This is a genomic window from Prevotella sp. P5-108 (assembly GCF_002251385.1).
Lineage (GTDB): Bacteria > Bacteroidota > Bacteroidia > Bacteroidales > Bacteroidaceae > Prevotella.
Genome location: NZ_NPJJ01000018.1, coordinates 1 through 20,877 on the forward strand (window position 1 = coordinate 1; position 20,877 = coordinate 20,877).

The following is a 20,877-nucleotide window of genomic DNA, read 5'->3' on the forward strand; positions in this document are numbered from 1 at the left end:
CCCCCCCGCCCCCCGCCGCCCGCCCCCCCCCCCCGCCCCCGCCCCCCGCCCCCCCCCCAAACCCACACCCCCACCCCAAGCCCGCCCCCGGGGGGACCGTCAAGGCTGTGCCCACATTCACCTGGACCACCCTCCCCGCCACCACCACGCTGACCAGCGTGAAGATATCGGTGGGCATACGCTCAAAGAGCCAGATTACCGCCACACATGTCTATGTCAACGGTCAGATGTATCGTGGCATCAAGGCAGTGACCAACGATGGCTCGGATATGCGCATCGAGCAGACCGTGCCCCTCGTTGAGGGTAGCAACATCATCAAGGTGAGCGCCACCAATGCCGACGGCACCGCCACCTCCGAGCGCACCGTAGTGCGCCAGACCACCAAGCCGGTGACGGCGACCCTGGGCAAGCGCATCGCCCTCGTCATAGGCAACTCGGCATACCCCGCCCAGCGGCTCGCCAACCCGCAGAACGACGCCGCAGATATGGCTGCCAAGCTCAAGACGCTGGGCTTCGAGGTTATCCTGCTCCAGAACGGCACCAAACGGCAGATGGACGACGCCATCAACCAGCTGGGACAGCGCGCACAGGGCTACGACGCCGCCATGTTCTACTACGCCGGTCACGGCATACAGTACAAGGGCGCCAACTACCTCATCCCCATCAACGCCAATATGCACTCGGCGAGCGATGTGGAGTATGAGTGTACCGACTTGGGCCGCGTGCTCGACAAGCTCGACGAGTCGGGCTGCAAGATGAAGATTATCGCTCTCGACGCCTGCCGCAACAACCCCTTTGAGCGCAGCTGGTATCGCGGAAGCGCCGACAGGGGTCTCTCGGCTGTCAATGCGCCCGTGGGAACATTCATCTCCTACGCCACAAGCCCAGGTAGCGTGGCTGCCGACGGCCAGAACCGCAACAGTCCATACACTACAGCACTGCTGCAGACGCTCGACACGCCCGGACTGTCTATCGAGACGGTGTTCAAGCGTGTCGCCGCCAGCGTGTTCACCGCCACCAACCGTCAGCAGACGCCCTGGTACTCCAGCTCGCTGTTCCAGGGAGACTTTATCTTCAACAACAAGTAGACAGACATGAGAATTACATCACTCCTCATAACCCTGCTCTGTGCCACCGGCATGATGGCGCAGAGCGAATATGGCACCGGACTGGTCTTCGACGACGACGCCTACGCCCGCATACCGCGCCAAGCCACCCTGCTTACCCGCGACTACACCGTGCTGCCCAAGGCCTACTCTCTGAGGCGCTTCTGCCCCGTCGCCCGCAACCAGGGACAGTTTGGAACCTGCACCAGCTGGGCCACATCATACGCTGCACGCACAATAGCCGACGCCATACGCAACGGGTGGACATCGCAGATAGTGATAGACCGCGAGGCGTTCTCGCCCATATTCGTCTACAAGCAAATCAAGGGCAGCAACAAGCCCGGATGCAGCGACGGCACATCCATACAGGACGCCCTGGACCTGCTCACCGAGAAGGGCGCGCCCAAGTTCAGAGACTTCAACGTGCTCTGTGCCGACTACATCCCCGCAGCACTCTTCGACAAGGCGCGAAACCACACTATAGACGACTACAACACCCTCTTCTACCCCTTCGACACCTACGATGAGAAGGTGAGGACGGTCAAGAAGGCGCTGTCGCAAGACATGCCGGTCATCATCGGTATGTCGGTGCCCAACTCGTTCTTCAAGTGCAAGGACGTGTGGGTCAAGACCGAGCCCAACAATGACGGCGGCGGCCACGCCATGTGTGTGGTGGCTTACGACGACTACAAGTACGGCGGCGCTTTCCTCATCCTCAACAGCTGGGGCACCACATGGGGCAACAACGGTTATACCTGGGTGAAGTATCGTGACTTTGCCGACAACACCCGTTATGCCTTTGAGATGTATGTGGCCAAGAGGCCCAAGCCGCAGCCACAACCCAAACCGCAGCCTCAACCCCAGCCCAAGCCGCAGCCACAGCCCAAACCGCAGCCACGCCCCCAGCCGGTCGTACCCACCTACAAGCTGGCAGGCTCTCTGCGCTTCCAGCTCTCCACCGGCGAGACTATGGCAGCCACGCTCAACGCTGGCATCTACCGCATGAAGTCGGCATACATCTCCGGTACCCGCTACCGCCTGTATGTCACCAACAGCGCCCCCGCCTATGTCTACATCATCGGCTCGGACATCACCAACAAGGTGACGCGTGTGTTCCCGCCGACCGACAATATCAGCCCCGCCCTACTCTACAGCTCGAGCAACATAGCCATACCCGACGAGAAGTGGTATATCGAGATGGACGACACCCGAGGCACCGACCACGTGTGCGTCATCTACTCGGCCAAGCCCATAGACATCAAGGCGCTGATGGCACAGGCAGAGAGGTCGGCAGGCACCTTCAGCCAGCGCGTGCGACAGGCTCTGGGCTCGCGCGCCGTAGCAGCCTCGGCCATCACCTACACCCCCGGGCAGATAGGGTTCAAGGCTGAGAGCACCGCCACCGTAGTTCCCGTATTCATAGATATCCAACACCAATAAGCAACAACCACTTACAAGAAATGAAGAGAATAATAGCAATGGGCGCCATGCTCCTGATGGTACTCACAGCCATGGCCCAAATGGAAGACCCCGTAAAGTTTACCGCCGAAATCAAGACCGGAAAGACCGCAGAGGCAGAGATAGTGTTCAGCGGGCGCATCGAGTCCGGCTGGCATATCTACTCGACCGACCTGGGCAGCAGCGGTCCCACCGAGGCTTCGTTCCATGTCAACAAGGCCGACGGTATAGAACTCGTGGGCAAGCTCATGCCCCGCGGCAAGGAGAAGAGCCACTTCGACCAGATGTTTGGCATGAACGTGCGCTACTTTGAAGGCACCGCACAGTTTGTCCAGAAGATACGGTTTACCAGGCCGACCTACACCATCGACGCCTACCTGGAGTATGGCGTGTGCAGCGACGAGAGCTGTCTGCCGCCGGGTGAGGTAGCGCTCAAGAAGAGTGGCAAGTCGCCCGCCGTGGCTGCTGCCACCGAGCCCGCAGCTGCCGAAGTGGCCGAGGCGGCAGCCCCAGTCGTGGCCGACAGCACTGTGGCTCCTGCCGACAGCGCCGTGGCTCCCGTCACCGCCAGCACCGAGACCCTCTGGTGGCAGCCCGTGACCGAGCAGCTCGAGGCGTTAGACAGCGAGGCCAACATAGCCAACCACTCGCTGTGGTACATCTTCATCGTAGGATTTATCGGCGGACTCCTCGCCCTCGTCATGCCCTGCATCTGGCCTATCATCCCGATGACCATCAGCTTCTTCCTCAAGCGTGCCAAGGACGACCGCCGCAAGGGCATCAAGGACGCCATGACCTACGGTCTGTCTATCGTCGTCATCTATCTGGGTCTGGGCCTGCTCATCACCGCCATCTTCGGCCCGAGCAAGCTCAACGAGCTCAGCACCAGCGCCGTGTTCAACGTCATTCTGTTTCTGCTGCTGCTCGTCTTCGCCTTCTCCTTCTTCGGCTGGTTTGAAATCAAGCTGCCCGACCGTTGGGCCAACGCCGTAGACAGCAAGGCCAGCAGCACCACAGGTCTCATCTCGATATTCCTCATGGCATTCACGCTCGTGTTGGTATCATTCTCCTGCACCGCGCCCATCATAGGTCTGCTGCTGGTGCAGACTGTCACCACCGGCGACTGGCTGGCACCCACCATAGGCATGCTGGGCTTCGCCTTGGCATTGGCTCTGCCCTTCACACTCTTTGCGCTGTTCCCCTCGTGGCTCAAATCGGCACCAAGGTCGGGCTCGTGGATGACCACCATCAAGGTGGTGCTGGGATTTGTCGAACTCGCCTTCTCGCTGAAGTTCCTCTCCGTCGCCGACCTGGCCTACGGCTGGCATCTGCTCGACCGCGAGGTGTTTCTCTCGCTGTGGATTGTCATCTTCGGAGCCATGGGCCTCTACCTCATCGGCAAGCTGAAGTTCCAGGAAGACGCTGTGGGCGGCGAGATAGACAAGCCCATGCCCGTGCCCTGCATCATGGCAGGACTCTGCGCCATAGCCTTCGCCATCTATATGGTGCCCGGACTCTGGGGAGCGCCCTGCAAGGCCATCAGCGCCTTTGCGCCACCCATCAACACCCAGGACTTCAACCTCAACACCAAGACCGTAGAAGCCCATTACCACTCCTATGAAGAGGGAATGGCGGCTGCCAAGGCACAGGGCAAGCCGGTGCTCATAGACTTTACCGGCTTCGGCTGCGTAAACTGCCGCAAGATGGAGGCTGCCGTATGGACTGACCCCACCGTGGCAGATATGCTCAACAACCAGTACGTGCTCATCTCGCTCTATGTAGATGACAAGACGCCGTTGGCAGAACCCGTCGAGGTGAGCCTCAACGGACAGCAGCAAACCCTGCGCACCGTCGGCGACAAGTGGAGCTATCTGCAGGCAAGCAAGTTTGGCGCCAACGCCCAGCCCTACTACATCGCCATCGACAACGACGGCCGTCCGCTCAACCATGCCTATGGTTTCAAGGAGGATGTGGCCGCCTATATCGACTATCTGCAGCAGGGTCTGAACACCTATCGCCGATAGGTCCAACCCCCCACCACGCATAGAGGCCCACGCCGACAGCCCCGCAATGAGGAGCATCGGCGTGGGCCTTTTATTGATATTTAACATACATCATCCCCACGAGTTGGGGATTTATATCTATCTTTGTCAAAATAACTATTTCCTACCTTATTATATATATGAGCACTTCCGACTTTACCAACCCCTACAACGAGACCAATGCCGACGCCGCCAAGCGACTCTACACCAGTGCTACCCAGAAGTACGACCTCAAGGACTATGCCGAGGCCGTAAGGCTCTATGAGCAGGCGTGGCAGAAAGACCCCTATGTGGGCACTTTCCACAATCTTGCACTCTGCTACTACCACGGTTGGGGCACGGCGAAGAACGCTATGCGGTGTCACGACCTGACGTTCCACGCCGCGCGGATGAACGATGCGCAGTCCATGTACAACCTGGCTTCGTTCTACAGCTCGGGCTTCGGGTGTGAAGCCAACCCGAAGGATGCCCGCTACTGGCTGGAGCAGGCTGCCAACAAGGGCTACATCCCTGCCCGCTACACCCTCGCCGTCAAGCAGCACGCCGAGGCGCAAGCCAATCCCCCGCTGCTCCATTTCTGCTACCGCAACCTCAAGGCAGCAGCCGACAACGGCCACGAGAAGGCGCAGCGGCTGATGGCCGAATGGTTCGGACCGATGACCGAAGAAGAGTGGCAGGGCATGACGACCATAGATATGTTCAACAGAGGCTGCAACTGGACCAACGGCACCAACGGCTACAACCAGAACTATGTACTGGCGCTGCGCTGCTACTATGCCGCCGCCAGCCGCGACTACGATGGCGCCTGGTGCAACATCGGTTGGATACTGGCAGAGCAAGACCGGATGAGCGAGGCCAATGAGGCGTATCTCAAGGCTGCCAACCTGGGCAACAAGATAGCTATGGTAAACCTCGCCAACAACCTCTTCTACGGCAGAGGATGGGCAAAGGACGAAGCCGGAGCCCGACAGTTTCTGCTCATGGCAAAGAGCCATGGCTACGAGGGCATCGACGAGATAATGGCTGGCTACTTCCCCGAAGACGAGGTGGATCGACAGGCCGAGGGCATGACTCCCTACCAGATGGTAAGAAGGGGATGGACGCTCATGGAGGGACGCGACGGTGAGGCGCGCAACCTCAGGGTGGCTGCGCTGTGGTTCGACCGCGCCGCCCGCAATGGCTACGACGACGCATGGGTCTACCGAGGCAGGGCACTGACTCTGCAGGGGCTCCACGACCAGGCTTTCGCCGCCTATCGTGAAGGTGCCGACCAGGGCAATATCGACTGCATGGGCATCCTTGGACGATGCTACGCCAAAGGCCTGGGATGCGAGCAGGACAAGGAGCGTGCCATGGACTGGTGGGATAAGGCGTACCACAGATTCCACCCCAGGGCGGGCAAGATGATGACCAAACTCTGTCCCGTAGCGGCTCGCAAGAGGATGGCGCAGTACATGATAGACAACATGAAGATGTGTATCGACCTGGACTTCCGCTTCGACGATGTCAATGTCAGGAAACTGGCCGACGAGCTGATAGACAACGAGGAGTATGACACTGCGCGCACGCTGCTCAGGCGCTGCGTCTCGACCATAGCCAACAACGTGGGCGGCAGCGACCTCTACGAAGACGTGCTCGTGCAGCTGGCGTGGGTTTACTTCATGGACGGTAAAGGCGACGACAACTACAACGCGCCTTATTACAACACCCGCGCAGCCCACGACATCGCGATACTCATCGGCAATGACTACAGGGGCAGCGACAGGGGCAAGGCTGAGTTCAGGCTTGCTAATATCTTCGACGAGTGCTTCGCCAACTACGAGGACTATGAGATTGGACAGCTGGAAGAGCACTTCAGCCAAGATTGGTACAACCGACGGGCATACCACTATTTTGCCATAGCGGCAGAGCATGGGTATTACTATGCCATGTTCCGCCAGGCGGTGGCGCTCATCTATGGCTTGCCGGTGGCGGAGGATTACGACAAGGCCTACGAGCTACTCTGCCGGTGTCAGGAATATCAGCCCAGGGCGCTCGCCTTATTGGGTCTGATGCATTTTGACCCAAAATACGGCCGCCAAGACTATCAACAGGCACGCGAATACTATGAAGACATGGTCGAAGAACTCGATATAGAGGGTAACGGCTCCCTCACGGTCAGGACGTCCATGGCCTGTGTCAATCTGGCAGACATCTACATCGGGCTAAACTCGTATGCCTACGACCGCAAGGCGCAACAGCTGCTCGAGATAGTGCGCGACTACCGCGGCTATCCACACTTTGACGCCGACGCTCTCTATGGCTACATGATAGTCCAGGGCCGATGCGACAACAGGAGATACTCCTACGACGACGGCGTCGAAATGATGCGCAGAGCCTATCGCCAGCACGACGACCGCGCAGCCAAACTGCTGCGTAAGTGTGGATTATAGGCGCGTTTTAGTTAACAATTGTTATAGCAAGATAACATTTAACTAACAAAGTTGTGCTTTTGAACCTTTTGTGCAAACTATTGCAATACTTTTGCGTGTAGAAACAACACCTAAAGCATTACAATATGAAAAGAGAAATGGTTATCTCCTCGGCACAGCCAGCAGTTGAGTTCAAGAGCATCAGCAGTAGAATCGCAGCAGCGGTACGCATGCCGCTGGTGGCACTGAGTCGCTATTATTCGATGGTTCTGGAGCGCGAAATCAACATCCGCCAGACCCTCATGCTTCTCAATGCGCAGACAGCCTTTGTCTTCGCCGTTTTTCCCGTCGACGGCCCGCTCGTCCTTCGTGCCCTCTGCGCCGCATGGCTATGGCATGCCGTCAAGAAATGTCGCAACATACTTACCAACTAATCTATGATATACCTCGTAGGGCTATCCCGCCATTCTCATCTTGTCACAATAGAAGCGGGATAACCCTATACGTAGCAATTATCTTTATCTCTCCCAATCCATAATGGCATCCCAGTCAGACAGGATGCCCATAATCTAATACAATGAACACCGAGGGGGCCTCGCCAGCAGTCCACACCAAGTAGGAGGAAAGCGGCGGGTGGCCCCTCGCTTTGTGTAGTGGGACAGGAGATAGAACGCCGAAGCCCCTCTCCAACTCTCCCCAAGGGGAGAGGGCAACCGCAGCTCTGGACTATGTAAACGCAACTCCGTTAGAGTTGTCGGGGGTGCGTACCAGCCAACATAGAAGCCCCATCCCAGCCTTCCCCAAGGGGAAGGAGCCACATCAAACGCCCTTAAACACAGCAAGTAGGGACTCCCGCCCCTTGGGGAGGGTTGGGGAGAGGCTTCCCTTGGCTATCAATCTCCTTCCCCTTGGGAGGGCACTGAAAAAGTCCACCATCCCCTGCAAATAGCTGGATAATAGATGGGTAAATAGTTGCATATGTCAATATTTTTTCGTATCTTTACATAAAATAAAGGCATATGTTACAGCAGCAAAAGCAAATAAAATTCAGCAATTATTCGGAGTTGTATGACCTGTTAGTCCCGCAGGACCATCTTCTGCGTTCAATTACTGAACTCGTGGATTTCAGTTTCGTCTATGACGAGCTCAAGGACAAGTATTGTTCCTACAACGGCCGTATGGCAGAGGACCCGATACGCATGTTCAAGTATCTCCTCCTGAAGACCATCTACAGTATCTCGGATGTGGATGTGGTAAAGCGCACGTTGACCGACCTTTCATTCAAGTATTTCCTCGGCCTATGCCCCGAAGAGACGAACCTGATAGACCCGAGCCTGCTGTCGAAGTTCCGCAGGCAGCGGCTGAAGGATACGAAGATAATGGACATGCTGATCAAGAAGACCGTATGCGTCGCGCTGGAGAAGGGCATCATACAGTCGAAGCGCTTCTTCGTAGATGCCACCCATTCGCTGTCAAGGTCAAATTCCGTCAACGCCACCGACTATCTGACATACCAGATGGAACAGACCACACGGATTGTACACTCCATCAATGAAAGTTTCAAGCTGCCTGAATTGCCTGACTTGCACGGATTGTCCGAAAAGAAGAAGTTCCCGGTGGTACTGTCCACGGCGGTCGACTATGTGGCCGCCGTCGAGGCTGCCCCTCCGCTGGTCGCCATGCCGGCCGTGTCGGAGCGTCTGAACCTGCTCAAGGAGATCATCGCCGACGCCAAAATCCGGTACGTAACATCCAAGGATCCCGACGCCCGTATCGGGCACAAGACCAAGTCGCGCAGCTTCTTCGGTTACAAGACCCATCTGGTCATGAGCGAAGAGCGTATCATCGTGGCGGCAGATGTCACCTCCGGCGAGGCTGATGACGGAAAGATGCTGGAACGGCTCGTCGAGAAGACCGAGGAAAACGGAGTCGAGATAGACACCATCATCGGCGACACAGCCTACTCGTCAAAGGCAAATCTGGATATGATAAATGATAAAAACGAAAATGAAAACAAGGATATAAAACTCTGTTCACCACTCAACCCTGTCATCAGCAACGGTACAAGGAAGGGCGCTACCTTCGACTATAACAAGGATGCCGGAATGTTCGTCTGTCCGGCCGGACACATGGCCGTTTCCAGGTCAAAACCGCAGCAGAAGACCAATGTCCCAGGAAAATACCATAACCCCGTTATCGTCTTCAGTTTCGATGTGGAGAGGTGCAAGGTCTGTCCGCTAAGGGAAGGGTGCTACAAACCGGGAGCCAAGAAGAAGACCTATAGCGTCAGGGTGTTGGCAAATACGCATAAGAAGCAGATGGAATACGAGAAGACCAGCGAGTTTGTTTACCTGCAACGTAAGCGGTACATGATAGAAGCCAAAAACGCAGAGCTAAAGAATGTCTTCGGGTACGACAGAGCCATGTCGTACGGACTCGCCAGTATGGAACTGCAGGGCGCAATGGCCATATTTGCCGCAAATCTGAAGCGAATAATCAGAATAATGTAAGAAAAACGTAGGGAAACCTACATATCAGCCAAAACGTCCCCGAGAAAGCCGTTTGGAAGCGTTCCAAGCCCTTCTCGGGGACGATTTTTGCTTTTTACTCTCACCACACATCGTAGCCAGAACGCCTCGTAAACGCCCGATAATGACGCCTGACCACGCCGATAAAATGGAAATAATGGTAGTTTTTCAGTGCCCTCGGGAGGGATGGGGAGGGGCCTCCCTTGGCAACTCTGTAGGAGTTGCGATTACATAGCCCAGGGTTGCGGGCATGGCCCGCTACCCTGGGTAATGTCCCCACTAATATGGCTACTCTGTAAGAGTTGCGTTTAGCCGTAGGCGTTATACTCAATCTTGTTATTTCCACCAACCCATTCCTGCCTATTATCCTGCTGCGGGTAACGCCTTCGGCTAATCGCAACACTTACAGCGTTGCATTTCTTTTATGTATGCTTACCCAGGGTAGAGGCGCTGCGCACCTCAACCCTGGGCTGGGAAATCGCAACTCCTACAGAGTTGCCAAGGACAAACGAGCTGGGAAATCCACCGATGCCGGCACGCACTCGACGGCAACATACAGCAAATCCATCGTGGATGGCACGCCCACAACGGCAACTCTAAAAGAACATTAAACAAGCATTTTTCCGTAAAATGTGGATTAAAATTCCGTAAAATATGGATTTTAATTCCGTGGTTTGTGAATTTTATGAGAGGAAGCAACAAACACGGCAAGGCTGGTGTCATGAGGATAAGAACGATAATACCCCATGGCATGCCATGAGGTATTATTATAAGGTTCTCCGTATGAAGCTTTAACCCAAAGTACATCGTTGACGGTACGCACCCAATGGCAATATGTGGGAAATCCATCGTGGATGGTACGCACCCAACTGCAACTCTGTAAGAGTTGCGATTCCACAGCCCAGGATTGCGGGCATGGCCCGCTACCCTGGGTAAGACACCCGCTAACATAGCAACGCTGTAAGTGTTGCGTTTAGCCGTAGGCGTTACCCACAGCAGGATATAATATAGGATGATATAAACACAAAAAGCCATGACGGCTGTTGTCGGCTTCGCCTTTTTGGTGACGGTAGCGACGCCAGTCGGAAAACGAGTTTTCCTCCTTGTCATCACCACCATCCCCAACGCCATGCGCTGCATGGCGACAACAGCAGCCACGGTAAAAAAAAGCGGCCGTTGGCCGTTCAAAAAGTCCGCCGTTGGCGGTAAAAAAACAGTTGCTTGTGTTATTCCATCTGATTGACACCTGCCGATAGGAAAAAAAGCTAATCACTTTTTGTACCGGCGCAAGCCGGACTTTTTTTTACCGCCAACGGCGGACTTTTTGTATTTGCGGCTTTTCAGCCTGCCATCAGGCAGGCGCGGCTGGGGGTGGCGGGGAATATCCGAGAGCTCGCTCTCGAGATATTACACGACACACACGGACGCACAGGGCGAAGCCCTGAAAAGCCACAAATCTTTTTGTAGCTTCTTATGCGAGTATATCCAGAGAATATCGAAGCGCATGAGACACATAACGCCTACGGCTAAACGCAACACTTACAGCGTTGCATTTTGGCTATGTATTTAGAAGCGTAGAACAACCAAAAACAATCAGAAATATCCAAACATAAACATTTAATTATCAGTACATTCTAAAAATTAACACTTTTCGGCTGCTTTTTGATGCTTCCCAAATTTCCACATATTTTTGAGACGTATTTCTGACGTGGAGAATTTGCGGGGCTTGTTTTTTGTCACACCGTGCAGACAGTTGACAAGGGTTTACAACCGTTTACGACAAGCGACAATATCCGCCCCGACATTCAGTGACGGTCACATCGTGTAGAAAGGCGACAACCGTTGACTGCCGTTTACATCCGTTCACCACTTCAGGAATATAGGATTGAAGAAATGAACCAGTAAACGATAAAGCAGTATGAAAGCAACCCGAAAATGCAGTTTTTGCGGCAAGTCCTTTGTAACCTGCAGCGGAATGCAAAGGTATTGCAGCGAGGCTTGTCAGGCGGAAGCCCGGCGAGCCAGAATGACACAGAAGAACAACCTCTTCAAAGCCGTCCGGCCAATCATGGAGATACAGCATCAGGAGTATCTCACCTTTTCCAAAGTAGCCATACTCATGGGCTGTTCCCGACAGTACATCTATAAACTTGTAGCCATGGGCAAGCTGAAAGCCTCACGCATCAGCAACCGCATGGCATTCATCCGCAGAGCCGACATCGAGCGGATGCTGGAGAGCAATCCCTACCACCGCATCCTGCCCGGCAGCACTTCCACACCGAAAAAATCCGCTTCATCTTCCTTCCCGGCGAAAAAAGAAAAAAGGGAAAAGGTAACCGATGAAGTGCCGGACTTCTATTCCGGTGAAGAGGTGATGTCCCTTTATAAGGTCAAACAGTCATGGCTCTATACCACCGCCAAACGCAATCGCATTTCCATCTGCCGTATCGCTGGAAAGAACTATTACAGCAAGAAGCATGTTGACGAGTTCTTCGGTACGGCTGTTGATATGGACAGTATCACCGACTGGCTCCTGACCGAAGAAGCGGAAGAGCAGTTCGGCATGAAGCCTGCCGCACTCCGGGCATACGCCTACCGGCACAGGATACCGACCAAAAGAGAATACGGCCGCACCTATTACTCCAAGTCCCATCTGGACGAACTCCGCAGAACCGACCTTGTGAACGACGAGCGTTATTACACCGTGGAACAGGTCCGGCAGATTTACGGACTTTCCTCAGCCAACATCTGCCATATCGTCAAGGTTAGGCACATCGAAAAGATAAAGGTCGGCGTGAAGAACCTGCTTCTACGCTCCGACGTGGAGCGTGTCATGGCTGAAAGGAACAAATAACCGCAAGCAACCGCCATTACTCGAAAATTATTTTAAAATGATTGTCGTGGAGATATTCACGGCTGTTTCACGTTGTTCCTTTGCCACCGTGAACACGGAGACACCTCCGGAAATGTACAACCAGTTAAAACATCATCAATATGAGTAAATGCAAGACAGTAACCTTGCGCAAGCGCAAGATCAAGAACGGTACACAGTATTCGCTGTGTCTGGACTATTATCCCGGCTACCGTGACAACACCACCATGAAAGTGATAACACGTGAAGCTCTGGGTATTTACATTTTTGCCAAACCTGCCAACCAGCAGGAGCGTGACTTCAACGCACGCATGATGAAGAAGGCAGAGATACTCCGCAACAGGCGTTACGAAGCCATCTTCAACGAGAACAACGGCTTCTTTGACAAGGCCAGGATGAAAGGGGATTTCCTCGCCTACTTCAAGGAACTGGCAGACAGAAGGAATATCAAGTGGCAGCACGTCTACAAACACTTTGAACGGTTTGTAAATGGCAAATGCACCTTTGAAGAGGTGGACGTGGACTTGTGCCGCAAGTTCATGGAGTACCTGCTGAACGCTCCCCAGACCATACATACCAACCAAAAGCTGCATATCAATTCTGCGGCGGGCTACTGGTCGGCTTTCCGTGCCGTCCTGCACACGGCCTACCGTGACAGGAAGATAAAGGAGAATCCCAACGGCTTTCTGGACCGTATCGAGAGTATTCCCACCATGAGAGAGCATCTGAGCCAGGAGGAACTGATACGGCTTGCCGAAACGCCATGCGAGGAAGAGGTTCTGAAAAGAGCTTTCCTTTTCGCCTGCCTGACGGGATTGCGGAAGAGCGACATCAGGCAGCTTACCTGGCAGCAGATACAGCCGTATACCAACGGCAAGATGTTCGTGACCACCCGTATGCAGAAGACGAAGCAGATTGTACACAACCCCATCAGTGATGAAGCCTACGGACTGCTCGGGGAACGGCATGAAGGACTTATCTTTGAGGGCTTCAAGGACAAGATGCTGCAGGGGCCCCTGAAGCGTTGGCTGTCGGCGGCAGGCATAACCAAGAAGATAACCTTCCATTGTACCCGGCATTCATTCGGAAGCCTGCACGTGGAAATGGGCACGGACATGGCTGTCATACAAGCCTGTCTGGGACACAAGAACATTACCACCACACAAATCTATTCCAAGATGGCTGCACAACAGATGTGCGAGGTGGTGGACAAGATAACCCTGAAACACAAGGAAGCATAGGCCTTGTTTCAGGATATTCAGGGGGAGCGGTTATTGCGTGCAGGCTTTAACCGCTCCCTCAGTTTCTGATGGCACCATTCCTTAAAAAGTCATTATAGTATGATATTTTGGTATGATTCCGGACTTTTGGTGAAAAACATTGAAAAAGAAACCGCCAACCAAGGCTAATGAGCAATAATTGGAAGAATACCATTAAATTTGCAAAGACCTGACAGTTACAAGTAATAACCGAAAAAAACGATATGGAACCAACGATAAAGGACAAATACATCATTCTGGGATTCATCGGCGTTGCCATCTGCCTGATTTCCTTTTTTATCACGCTGATTGTCTCCGCAAGTTTCAATCAGGACAATTTTGTAAGGCTGATAGTCTTTGTATGCAGCAACATTCTCGGTTGGCTGCTCTATCTCTCTTTCCAGACGGTCATTTTCGACTCATACGAGATCTGGAAACTCAAGTCCAGCAAGAAAAAGGCATCTGCCGGAATCATAAGGGCTCAGGAAGAACAGCTACAGGATGCAAATGAACCTGCAGCTCCGACACCAATGCCGACAAACAGGGAAGCAACCCCGGATATAAAACCGGTAGAGATTGCCATTGCCCCGGAACTGCACGAAAAGAATCGTGCCAGCTATGAGGACAGACAGAAGCAGGAAGAGGCGGAACGGATCCGCATGGTCATGGAGTACATCCACTTCGTCATGCCCCGTATTGCCGACAAGGAGACCGTCAACCATATCTGTGCCGAGGTCAACAAGTGGATGTGCCTTCACAGCTACAAGCCCAAGCCGATAACAGGACGGCTGACCAGGGAGATTACCAACATTCCGCTCCGCCATTTCGTGTGGAACATCTCCGAGCGTTTCATGTACAAGAAATACTACAACGGGGACAACCGTGCCAATTTTATCAAGACCCTTTTTCCACGTGAGTTTGCCGACACGGATATAGCGACCATAAAGAACTTCAAGGTCGATCCGTCAAAGACGCTTATTCCCATTGACGAACCCGAAAACGGCAGTCTGGACTTCCATTATCCCGAAGATTATGCACGGAAAGTGAACAGTTGACCGTTTCCCGGGGATATAACAACAATAACGACAAGTATCAGGCAACACGTAACAGCCTGTATCTCATTGTTTCCCGAATAGCTTTGCCCGTCATTCACGGTTGGGCATCGTTATTTGGGAATTATTTTGCAATGACATCCCGTGAATATCTTCACGGCCATATCATTGCGGTCCTTTGCGCCAAGCCTTACAAAAGAGGCGAGTACGCAAATGGAAAAAACAGTGATTACATTCAACGACCTACCGGAGGTCGTAGCCCAGCTTCGGGACGAAGTGATGAGCTTGAGAAGCCTGCTTACCGAGCAGCGCAGTGTGAACAATGCAAAGGCGGTGGACACCCATGTCCCCATGTCCGTGGATGAAGCGGCGGAATATCTCGGTATTCCCAAGGGAACGCTCTACATGAAACTGTCGGACGGAAGCATTCCGGCCACCAAGCCCGGCAAACGCTATTGCCTTTACCGTGACGAACTGGACAGATGGCTGGAATCCTCCCGCAAGAATCCCGTACCCCTGTCCGATGAGGAACTCAGCGAGTCCATGTCCTCCTCCCATCGCCGCAAGCCCGGCCAACGTAACTGGTAAAAGCCATGGAAGAGGACAAGAACTATATCAGCATGATCCATGGCGACCTGACAAGGGCAGCCCAGATGCAGAACGGTATGCCGGAAAATATCGGCGTGATGAGCATAAAGACCGCCAACCGGACCATACTCGAAGCATCGCAGCTGCCCACGCCCCGTGCGTTGTGGGACAGTTTCTGGTACGAGGGGGAACTGTCCTGCCTCTTTGCGGATTCCAACGTGGGGAAATCCATCCTTGCCGTGCAGATAGCCGACCGTATCGCCCGGACTGACAACGTGCTTTATCTGGACTTTGAACTCTCTGAAAAGCAGTTCCAGCTCCGCTATACCGACGAGTACGGAAAGCCTTACACCTTTCCCGAAAGGCTGTACCGGGTATCGCTTGACAGCGACGCCCTTCTGGATGCCGACTTTGAAGGGACAATCATCGGCAGCATCGAACAGATGGCACAGCAGACCCGCTGCAGGATCTTCATCGTTGACAACCTTACTTACCTGTGCTGTGCCATGGAGAAAGGCGATGCGGCGGGACGGCTGATGATACAGCTCAACAATCTCAAAAAGAGATACGGGCTTTCCATCCTTGTCCTGGCACACACCCCAAAGCGTTCACTGGACTGTCCCATCACGTCCAACGACCTTGCCGGAAGCAAGCGGCTCTACAATTTCTTTGACAGCGTGTTTGTCATCGGGAAAAGCGCACTGGACGGGGGACTCCGCTATGTGAAGCAGCTTAAGGTCCGTTACGGGACATTCTCGTATGATGCCGACAATGTGATTGTCTATGAGATTGAGAAAACGGATGCCTTCCTGCAATTCGTGTTCAGGGGCTATTCAACCGAAAAGGAACACCTGAAGAAACCGGGTGACAACGAATCGGGACAAAGGGATTGCCTTATCCTGCAACTGTCCCAATCCGGGAAGTCAGTCCGGGAGATAGCCTCGCAGGTCAATTGCGGCAAGTCCACCGTCAGCCGGATAATCCAGCGCAGCAAGGAGGACAGGAACGCAGCTGTCCCTGCTGTCCCGCTGTCCCGTCCCAAGGAGAACGGGACAATGGGACAGGTGGGACAGCATGGGACAGATGGGACAAGCGGGACAGCAGGAGAAGCAAGGCAGGCGGAGCTGTTTGCAGGACATGAAAAGGAGGACAAACCATGAAAAAGCAGCCTGCACACGGCTGTATGCCAGCCGACCGTATCATTTGCAGAACATGGGAGCATACAAACCGGGCCCTGATTTTCCAGAGTGTCCCGGGGTGTCCCAAGTGTCCCACTGTCCCAGCCTTTAGGGGACGGGACAGCGGGACAACAGTAGAAAACCAAACATCAAAAAAAGTCATGAGCAACTATTCATTACAGAAATATAAAGGAACGTCAACACGGCATACCTGTCCGAATTGCGGGGACAGACGTTCCTTTGCCTACTATGTGGACGAAAGCGGTACGCCCCTTCACCCGTCAGTCGGCAGATGCAACCACGAAAGCGGTTGCGGGTATCATTATACGCCCAGACAGTATTTTCACGACCACCCCGAATGCCGGACCACCGGTGATTTCTCTTCCGGCAGACAATGTATGGCGCAGAAGCCCAAGCAACCGCTGCAACAGACAGCCATCGGTTACATACCGCCGCACTATGTGGAGAAATCGCAGAGCGTGCATAGCAACTTCTGCCGTTTCCTTTCAGTACTGCTTGATTCCTATTACGGCAGCAAGGCAAAGGAAGTGCTGGAACGGTTGATGGAGGATTACCGTCTGGGAGCTACCCGTGACGGTGCGGTCATCTTCTGGCAGATTGACCGGGAGAACAAGGTGCGGACTGGCAAGGTGATGCAGTACAATCCCGGGGACGGACACCGTGTAAAGGACGGACATGCATCGGCAGTGAACTGGATACACAGCATACTGAAAAGGCAGCGGGTGCTGGCGGAGGAATGGCAGCTTTCCCAATGCCTTTTCGGGGAACACCTGCTGAGTGTCTATCCTGACAAGGTGGCGGTTCTGGTGGAATCCGAGAAGAGTGCCGTTATCGGTTCCGCCCTCTTCCCCGATTATGTATGGCTGGCGGCAGGAGGCAAAAGCCAGTTGCGGGAGGAAAAGCTCCGTGTACTGAGCGGACGGACCCTACTTCTCTTTCCAGATGCCGATGCCTATGCCGAATGGAAAGAGCGTGCCGACGGCATGACCTTCTGCAAGGTGATGGTGTCTGACCTCATAGAGAAGAACGCAACGCCGGAGCAGAAGGCGGCACATATCGACATAGCCGACTGGATAATTTACCAGATACGGGACAGCAGGATAAATTGTACAGCTGACCATCTGGTGGAAGCGGAAAGAATCCTGCTAAGAATGACAGGAAAGAACCCCGCCCTTCAAAAGCTGATAGATGATCTGGGGCTTGTGCTGGTCAGTGCATCCCTAATCGGCAGCGGTGACGGAAACCCTCCTTAACGGAGGAGAGCGGAAACCGGAGGTTGTAGTGTCGGACAATGGCTTGCCATTGATATAGCCCACTATAACTACACGCTTCGCTTACGTAGTTGTGGGCTCTCCCGAGAGGATTAGGGTTTTACCCTAATAACCCACTCAGGGCGTTTCTCCCCTGAGAACCCAGAGCAAAGAGTGACCCTCTCTTTGCAATCTCCGCTTATGGGTTGCACCCCTAAGAACCCCATGCGTTTACGGACAGCGGAAAAGCTAACAATAAAGTACAAACCAAAAAACAAGTATCTATGGCAACAAAATCAAGCATACATATCAAGCCCTGCAACATCGCATCGAGCGAGGCTCACAACAGGAGGACTGCCGAATACATGCGCCACATCGGAGAGTCCAGAATCTATGTCGTTCCTGAACTATCCACCGATAACGAACAGTGGATAAATCCCGACTTCGGCAGTCCGGATTTGCGGACGCATTATGACAATATCAGACAGATGGTAAAGGAAAAGACCGGACGTGCCATGCAGGAAAAGGAGCGTGAACGCAAAAGCAAGAACGGTAAAATAGTCAAGATTGCGGGATGCTCCCCCATACGTGAAGGAGTGCTGCTTGTCAGGTCGGACACCACACTGGCAGACGTGCGTAAATTCGGTGAGGAGTGTCAAAGACGCTGGGGAATCACACCGCTGCAAATCTTCCTGCACAAGGATGAAGGGCATTGGCTGAACGGTCAGCCGGAAGCGGAAGACAGGGAAAGCTTCAAAGTCGGGGACAGATGGTTCAAGCCGAACTATCATGCCCATATCGTTTTCGACTGGATGAACCACGAAACAGGAAAGAGCCGAAAGCTCAATGACGATGACATGATGCAGATGCAGACCCTTGCATCCGACATCCTGCTGATGGAACGCGGGCAGTCAAAGGTTGTCACTGGTAAGGAGCATCTGGAACGGAACGACTTTATCATTGAGAAGCAGAAAGCTGAACTGCAACGCATGGATGCAGCCAAACGGCACAAAGAAGAACAGATAAATCTTGCCGAGCAGGAACTGAAACAGGTGAAATCAGAAATACGCACTGACAAGTTAAAGAAGACAGCCACCACGGCAGCGACAGCCATAACTAGTGGAGTTGCTTCTCTTTTCGGGAGTGGAAAACTGAAAGAACTGGAACGTGCCAACGAAAAACTGCAAGACGAGGTTTCAAAACGGAACACCAATATTGAAAAATTGCAGAGCCAAGTACAGCAGATGCAGAAACAGCATGATACGCAAATCCACAATCTCAGAGAAATGCACAGGCAGGAACTTGACATGAAAGAAAAAGAACTGTCACGGCTCGCCAGAATCATAGACAAGGCTTTTAGGTGGTTTCCGATGTTCAGGGAAATGCTGCGCATGGAAAAGTTTTGTGCCATGCTGGGATTCTCTAAAGAAATGACTGAAAGTCTTATAGTCAAAAAAGAAGCCCTGAAATGTAGCGGTAAAATCTATTCCGAGCAACACAGGCGGAACTTTGATATAAAGGATGATATTTTAAGGGTGGAAAATGACCCTGACGATGAAAGCAGGCTGAACCTGACAATAAACAGGAAGCCGATTGCCGACTGGTTCAGGGAGCAATGGCACAGGCTTAGATATGGAGCAAGAGTGCCGCAACAGGAAGAAAGAAAAAGTAGAGGATTCAAATTATAATAGAAGCAATTTGATTAGTAATCTAAAAGCACTCCGATAACGATTAGAGTGCTTTTAGATTACTAATCATTAATTATCAAAGCAAGTGCAGTTTAAGATTTTACTGAAGTTTGCATTAATAAAGAATATACTACAGCTGATATATGCGCAACATATTGTGACGCTTGTGATTCATTTCCCTTGAAATCCTTAACAAATACCGCTAAGGTATAACTGATATTATTAGGCAGACATATATAGGCAACATCATTGTGAGCTGCAAGAACACCATTTTCATTAACATAACCTGAACCTGTCTTATGCGCTATAACAACCCCTTCTTTATCAAGAAGTGGAGCTGCTATCCTATCTACACCTGTTTTGCATTCTTTTAACGTATTCTTAATGAAACTTTGTTTCTCATCATCGATAAGACCTTCAGTAAACAAACGATTCATCAACATTGCAGCACCAAGAGGAGATGTATAGTTAGAGTAAGCCTTGTTATGGTCAGCCGACATTTCCTCTTCCGTATAAGCTATCTGAAAACTTGAACGAGGAATGAGTGTGGCTATAAAACTATCTGTTTGAGCGACATTAACCATATCCTTAAACATAAGGTTGCTTGCATTGTTGTCACTCTGAGTAAGAGTATAACGCAGCAAATCTCTCACTGTCAATGATATGACTGGCCCTGAATAATCTTTCAGCATAGGACTCCAAGTCTTTGGGTCAAGTTTATCCCTATTTATATTTACTAAGGTATCAAGTGAAATTCCTTTATTGTCAAAGTCATTACAAAGAGCTAATGCCTGATGAACCTTAAACACACTCATCATAGGATAAACACTCTTATTATTGACCTTAACCGTATCTTTTTTATTAACAATAACCGCCACACCAATTTCGCCAGGACAAGCTGAGACAATTTGAGAAATGCTATCAGTCAAAACATTTGTTAAAGGAGGATTTGCGCTATCTTTTGTCGCTGATTTATGGAACAATGAAAATACCAAGATGAAAATGCAAACTAAAGCTATACACAAAACTACGATTTGTTTTTTTCTGTTTTTTCCCATGTTTATATTATTTATATTTGTTTGACGAGAATATCTTTATTTGCCGACAAAGGTACATAACTTTACGGAAAAATATGTTTCTAAAATATATAAATAGACAGCTGTGGGGAAAAATTAGATAATTAAAAAGGCTAAATGACTGAAAATAATCACTTAGCCTTTTAATCCGTACCCAGACCCGTACTTCGTAATTGCTGCGCCCATCATTCAAGACTGTCAAATCGGGTCTTTCCTGTCAAGCCAATGATGCCTATGCGTATGCCAAACACATGGATTACGGATTTCTCGTTCCGTGAACAAACACTTTATCCGCAACTCTGCTATGTGGTGTATTGGCTTAACTCCATTTCTATGGGCAACACTTTT

15 protein-coding genes are annotated in these 20,877 nt (G+C 52.3%); 14 read left to right on the forward strand and 1 reads right to left on the reverse strand.

Translation table 11 applies throughout. The features are described 5' to 3' along the window. The first annotated feature begins 107 nt into the window (after positions 1 to 107). From CIK95_RS02230 to CIK95_RS02295, 14 genes are all read left to right on the forward strand, one after another. Entirely contained in the window at positions 108 to 1,088 is a 981-nt protein-coding gene (locus tag CIK95_RS02230; RefSeq protein WP_144007692.1) for a caspase family protein, read from the forward strand. Between the two features lie 6 nt (positions 1,089 to 1,094). Beyond that, complete coding sequence (locus CIK95_RS02235; RefSeq protein ID WP_094466151.1) at positions 1,095 to 2,546, forward strand: C1 family peptidase; 1,452 nt, start codon at positions 1,095 to 1,097, stop codon at positions 2,544 to 2,546. Between the two features lie 20 nt (positions 2,547 to 2,566). Further along, positions 2,567 to 4,588, forward strand: coding sequence for a cytochrome c biogenesis protein CcdA (locus tag CIK95_RS02240; protein ID WP_094466152.1), 2,022 nt, complete (start codon positions 2,567 to 2,569; stop codon positions 4,586 to 4,588). A gap of 158 nt (positions 4,589 to 4,746) precedes the next feature. After that, a complete protein-coding gene (locus tag CIK95_RS02245; protein WP_094466153.1) occupies positions 4,747 to 7,038 on the forward strand; it encodes an SEL1-like repeat protein in 2,292 nt (763 codons plus the stop codon). Between the two features lie 125 nt (positions 7,039 to 7,163). Then, positions 7,164 to 7,451 carry an ATP-binding protein gene (locus CIK95_RS02250; RefSeq protein WP_254046061.1) on the forward strand — a complete coding sequence of 96 codons (288 nt, stop codon included), beginning with the start codon at positions 7,164 to 7,166 and terminating at the stop codon, positions 7,449 to 7,451. 585 nt (positions 7,452 to 8,036) lie between these two features. Further along, positions 8,037 to 9,527 carry an IS1182 family transposase gene (locus tag CIK95_RS02255; RefSeq protein ID WP_094466154.1) on the forward strand — a complete coding sequence of 497 codons (1,491 nt, stop codon included), beginning with the start codon at positions 8,037 to 8,039 and terminating at the stop codon, positions 9,525 to 9,527. Between the two features lie 1,051 nt (positions 9,528 to 10,578). After that, on the forward strand, positions 10,579 to 10,788 hold the full coding sequence (locus tag CIK95_RS12690) for a hypothetical protein (protein WP_144007693.1): 210 nt from the start codon (positions 10,579 to 10,581) through the stop codon (positions 10,786 to 10,788). 675 nt (positions 10,789 to 11,463) lie between these two features. After that, a complete protein-coding gene (locus tag CIK95_RS02265) occupies positions 11,464 to 12,399 on the forward strand; it encodes a helix-turn-helix domain-containing protein (RefSeq protein WP_094389028.1) in 936 nt (311 codons plus the stop codon). Positions 12,400 to 12,539: 140 nt separating this feature from the next. Further along, complete coding sequence (locus CIK95_RS02270; protein WP_057259280.1) at positions 12,540 to 13,658, forward strand: site-specific integrase; 1,119 nt, start codon at positions 12,540 to 12,542, stop codon at positions 13,656 to 13,658. 242 nt (positions 13,659 to 13,900) lie between these two features. Beyond that, the gene (locus CIK95_RS02275; protein WP_057259282.1) at positions 13,901 to 14,731 is read left to right on the forward strand and encodes a hypothetical protein; all 831 of its coding nucleotides are present in this window, start codon (positions 13,901 to 13,903) and stop codon (positions 14,729 to 14,731) included. Positions 14,732 to 14,941: 210 nt separating this feature from the next. Continuing rightward, positions 14,942 to 15,316, forward strand: coding sequence for a helix-turn-helix domain-containing protein (locus CIK95_RS02280; protein WP_007758558.1), 375 nt, complete (start codon positions 14,942 to 14,944; stop codon positions 15,314 to 15,316). Between the two features lie 5 nt (positions 15,317 to 15,321). Continuing rightward, positions 15,322 to 16,476 (forward strand): AAA family ATPase, encoded by a 1,155-nt coding sequence (locus CIK95_RS02285; protein WP_057259283.1) that lies wholly within the window; start codon positions 15,322 to 15,324, stop codon positions 16,474 to 16,476. A 179-nt stretch (positions 16,477 to 16,655) separates the two neighbouring features. Beyond that, on the forward strand, positions 16,656 to 17,768 hold the full coding sequence (locus CIK95_RS02290) for a DUF6371 domain-containing protein (protein WP_094389041.1): 1,113 nt from the start codon (positions 16,656 to 16,658) through the stop codon (positions 17,766 to 17,768). Between the two features lie 281 nt (positions 17,769 to 18,049). Beyond that, on the forward strand, positions 18,050 to 19,453 hold the full coding sequence (locus CIK95_RS02295; protein WP_094421562.1) for a mobilization protein: 1,404 nt from the start codon (positions 18,050 to 18,052) through the stop codon (positions 19,451 to 19,453). A 92-nt stretch (positions 19,454 to 19,545) separates the two neighbouring features. Here CIK95_RS02295 and CIK95_RS02300 read toward each other — a convergent pair whose 3' ends face one another. Beyond that, positions 19,546 to 20,511, reverse strand: coding sequence for a CfxA family broad-spectrum class A beta-lactamase (locus CIK95_RS02300; protein WP_094466155.1), 966 nt, complete (start codon positions 20,509 to 20,511; stop codon positions 19,546 to 19,548). Between the last annotated feature and the right edge of the window lie 366 nt (positions 20,512 to 20,877).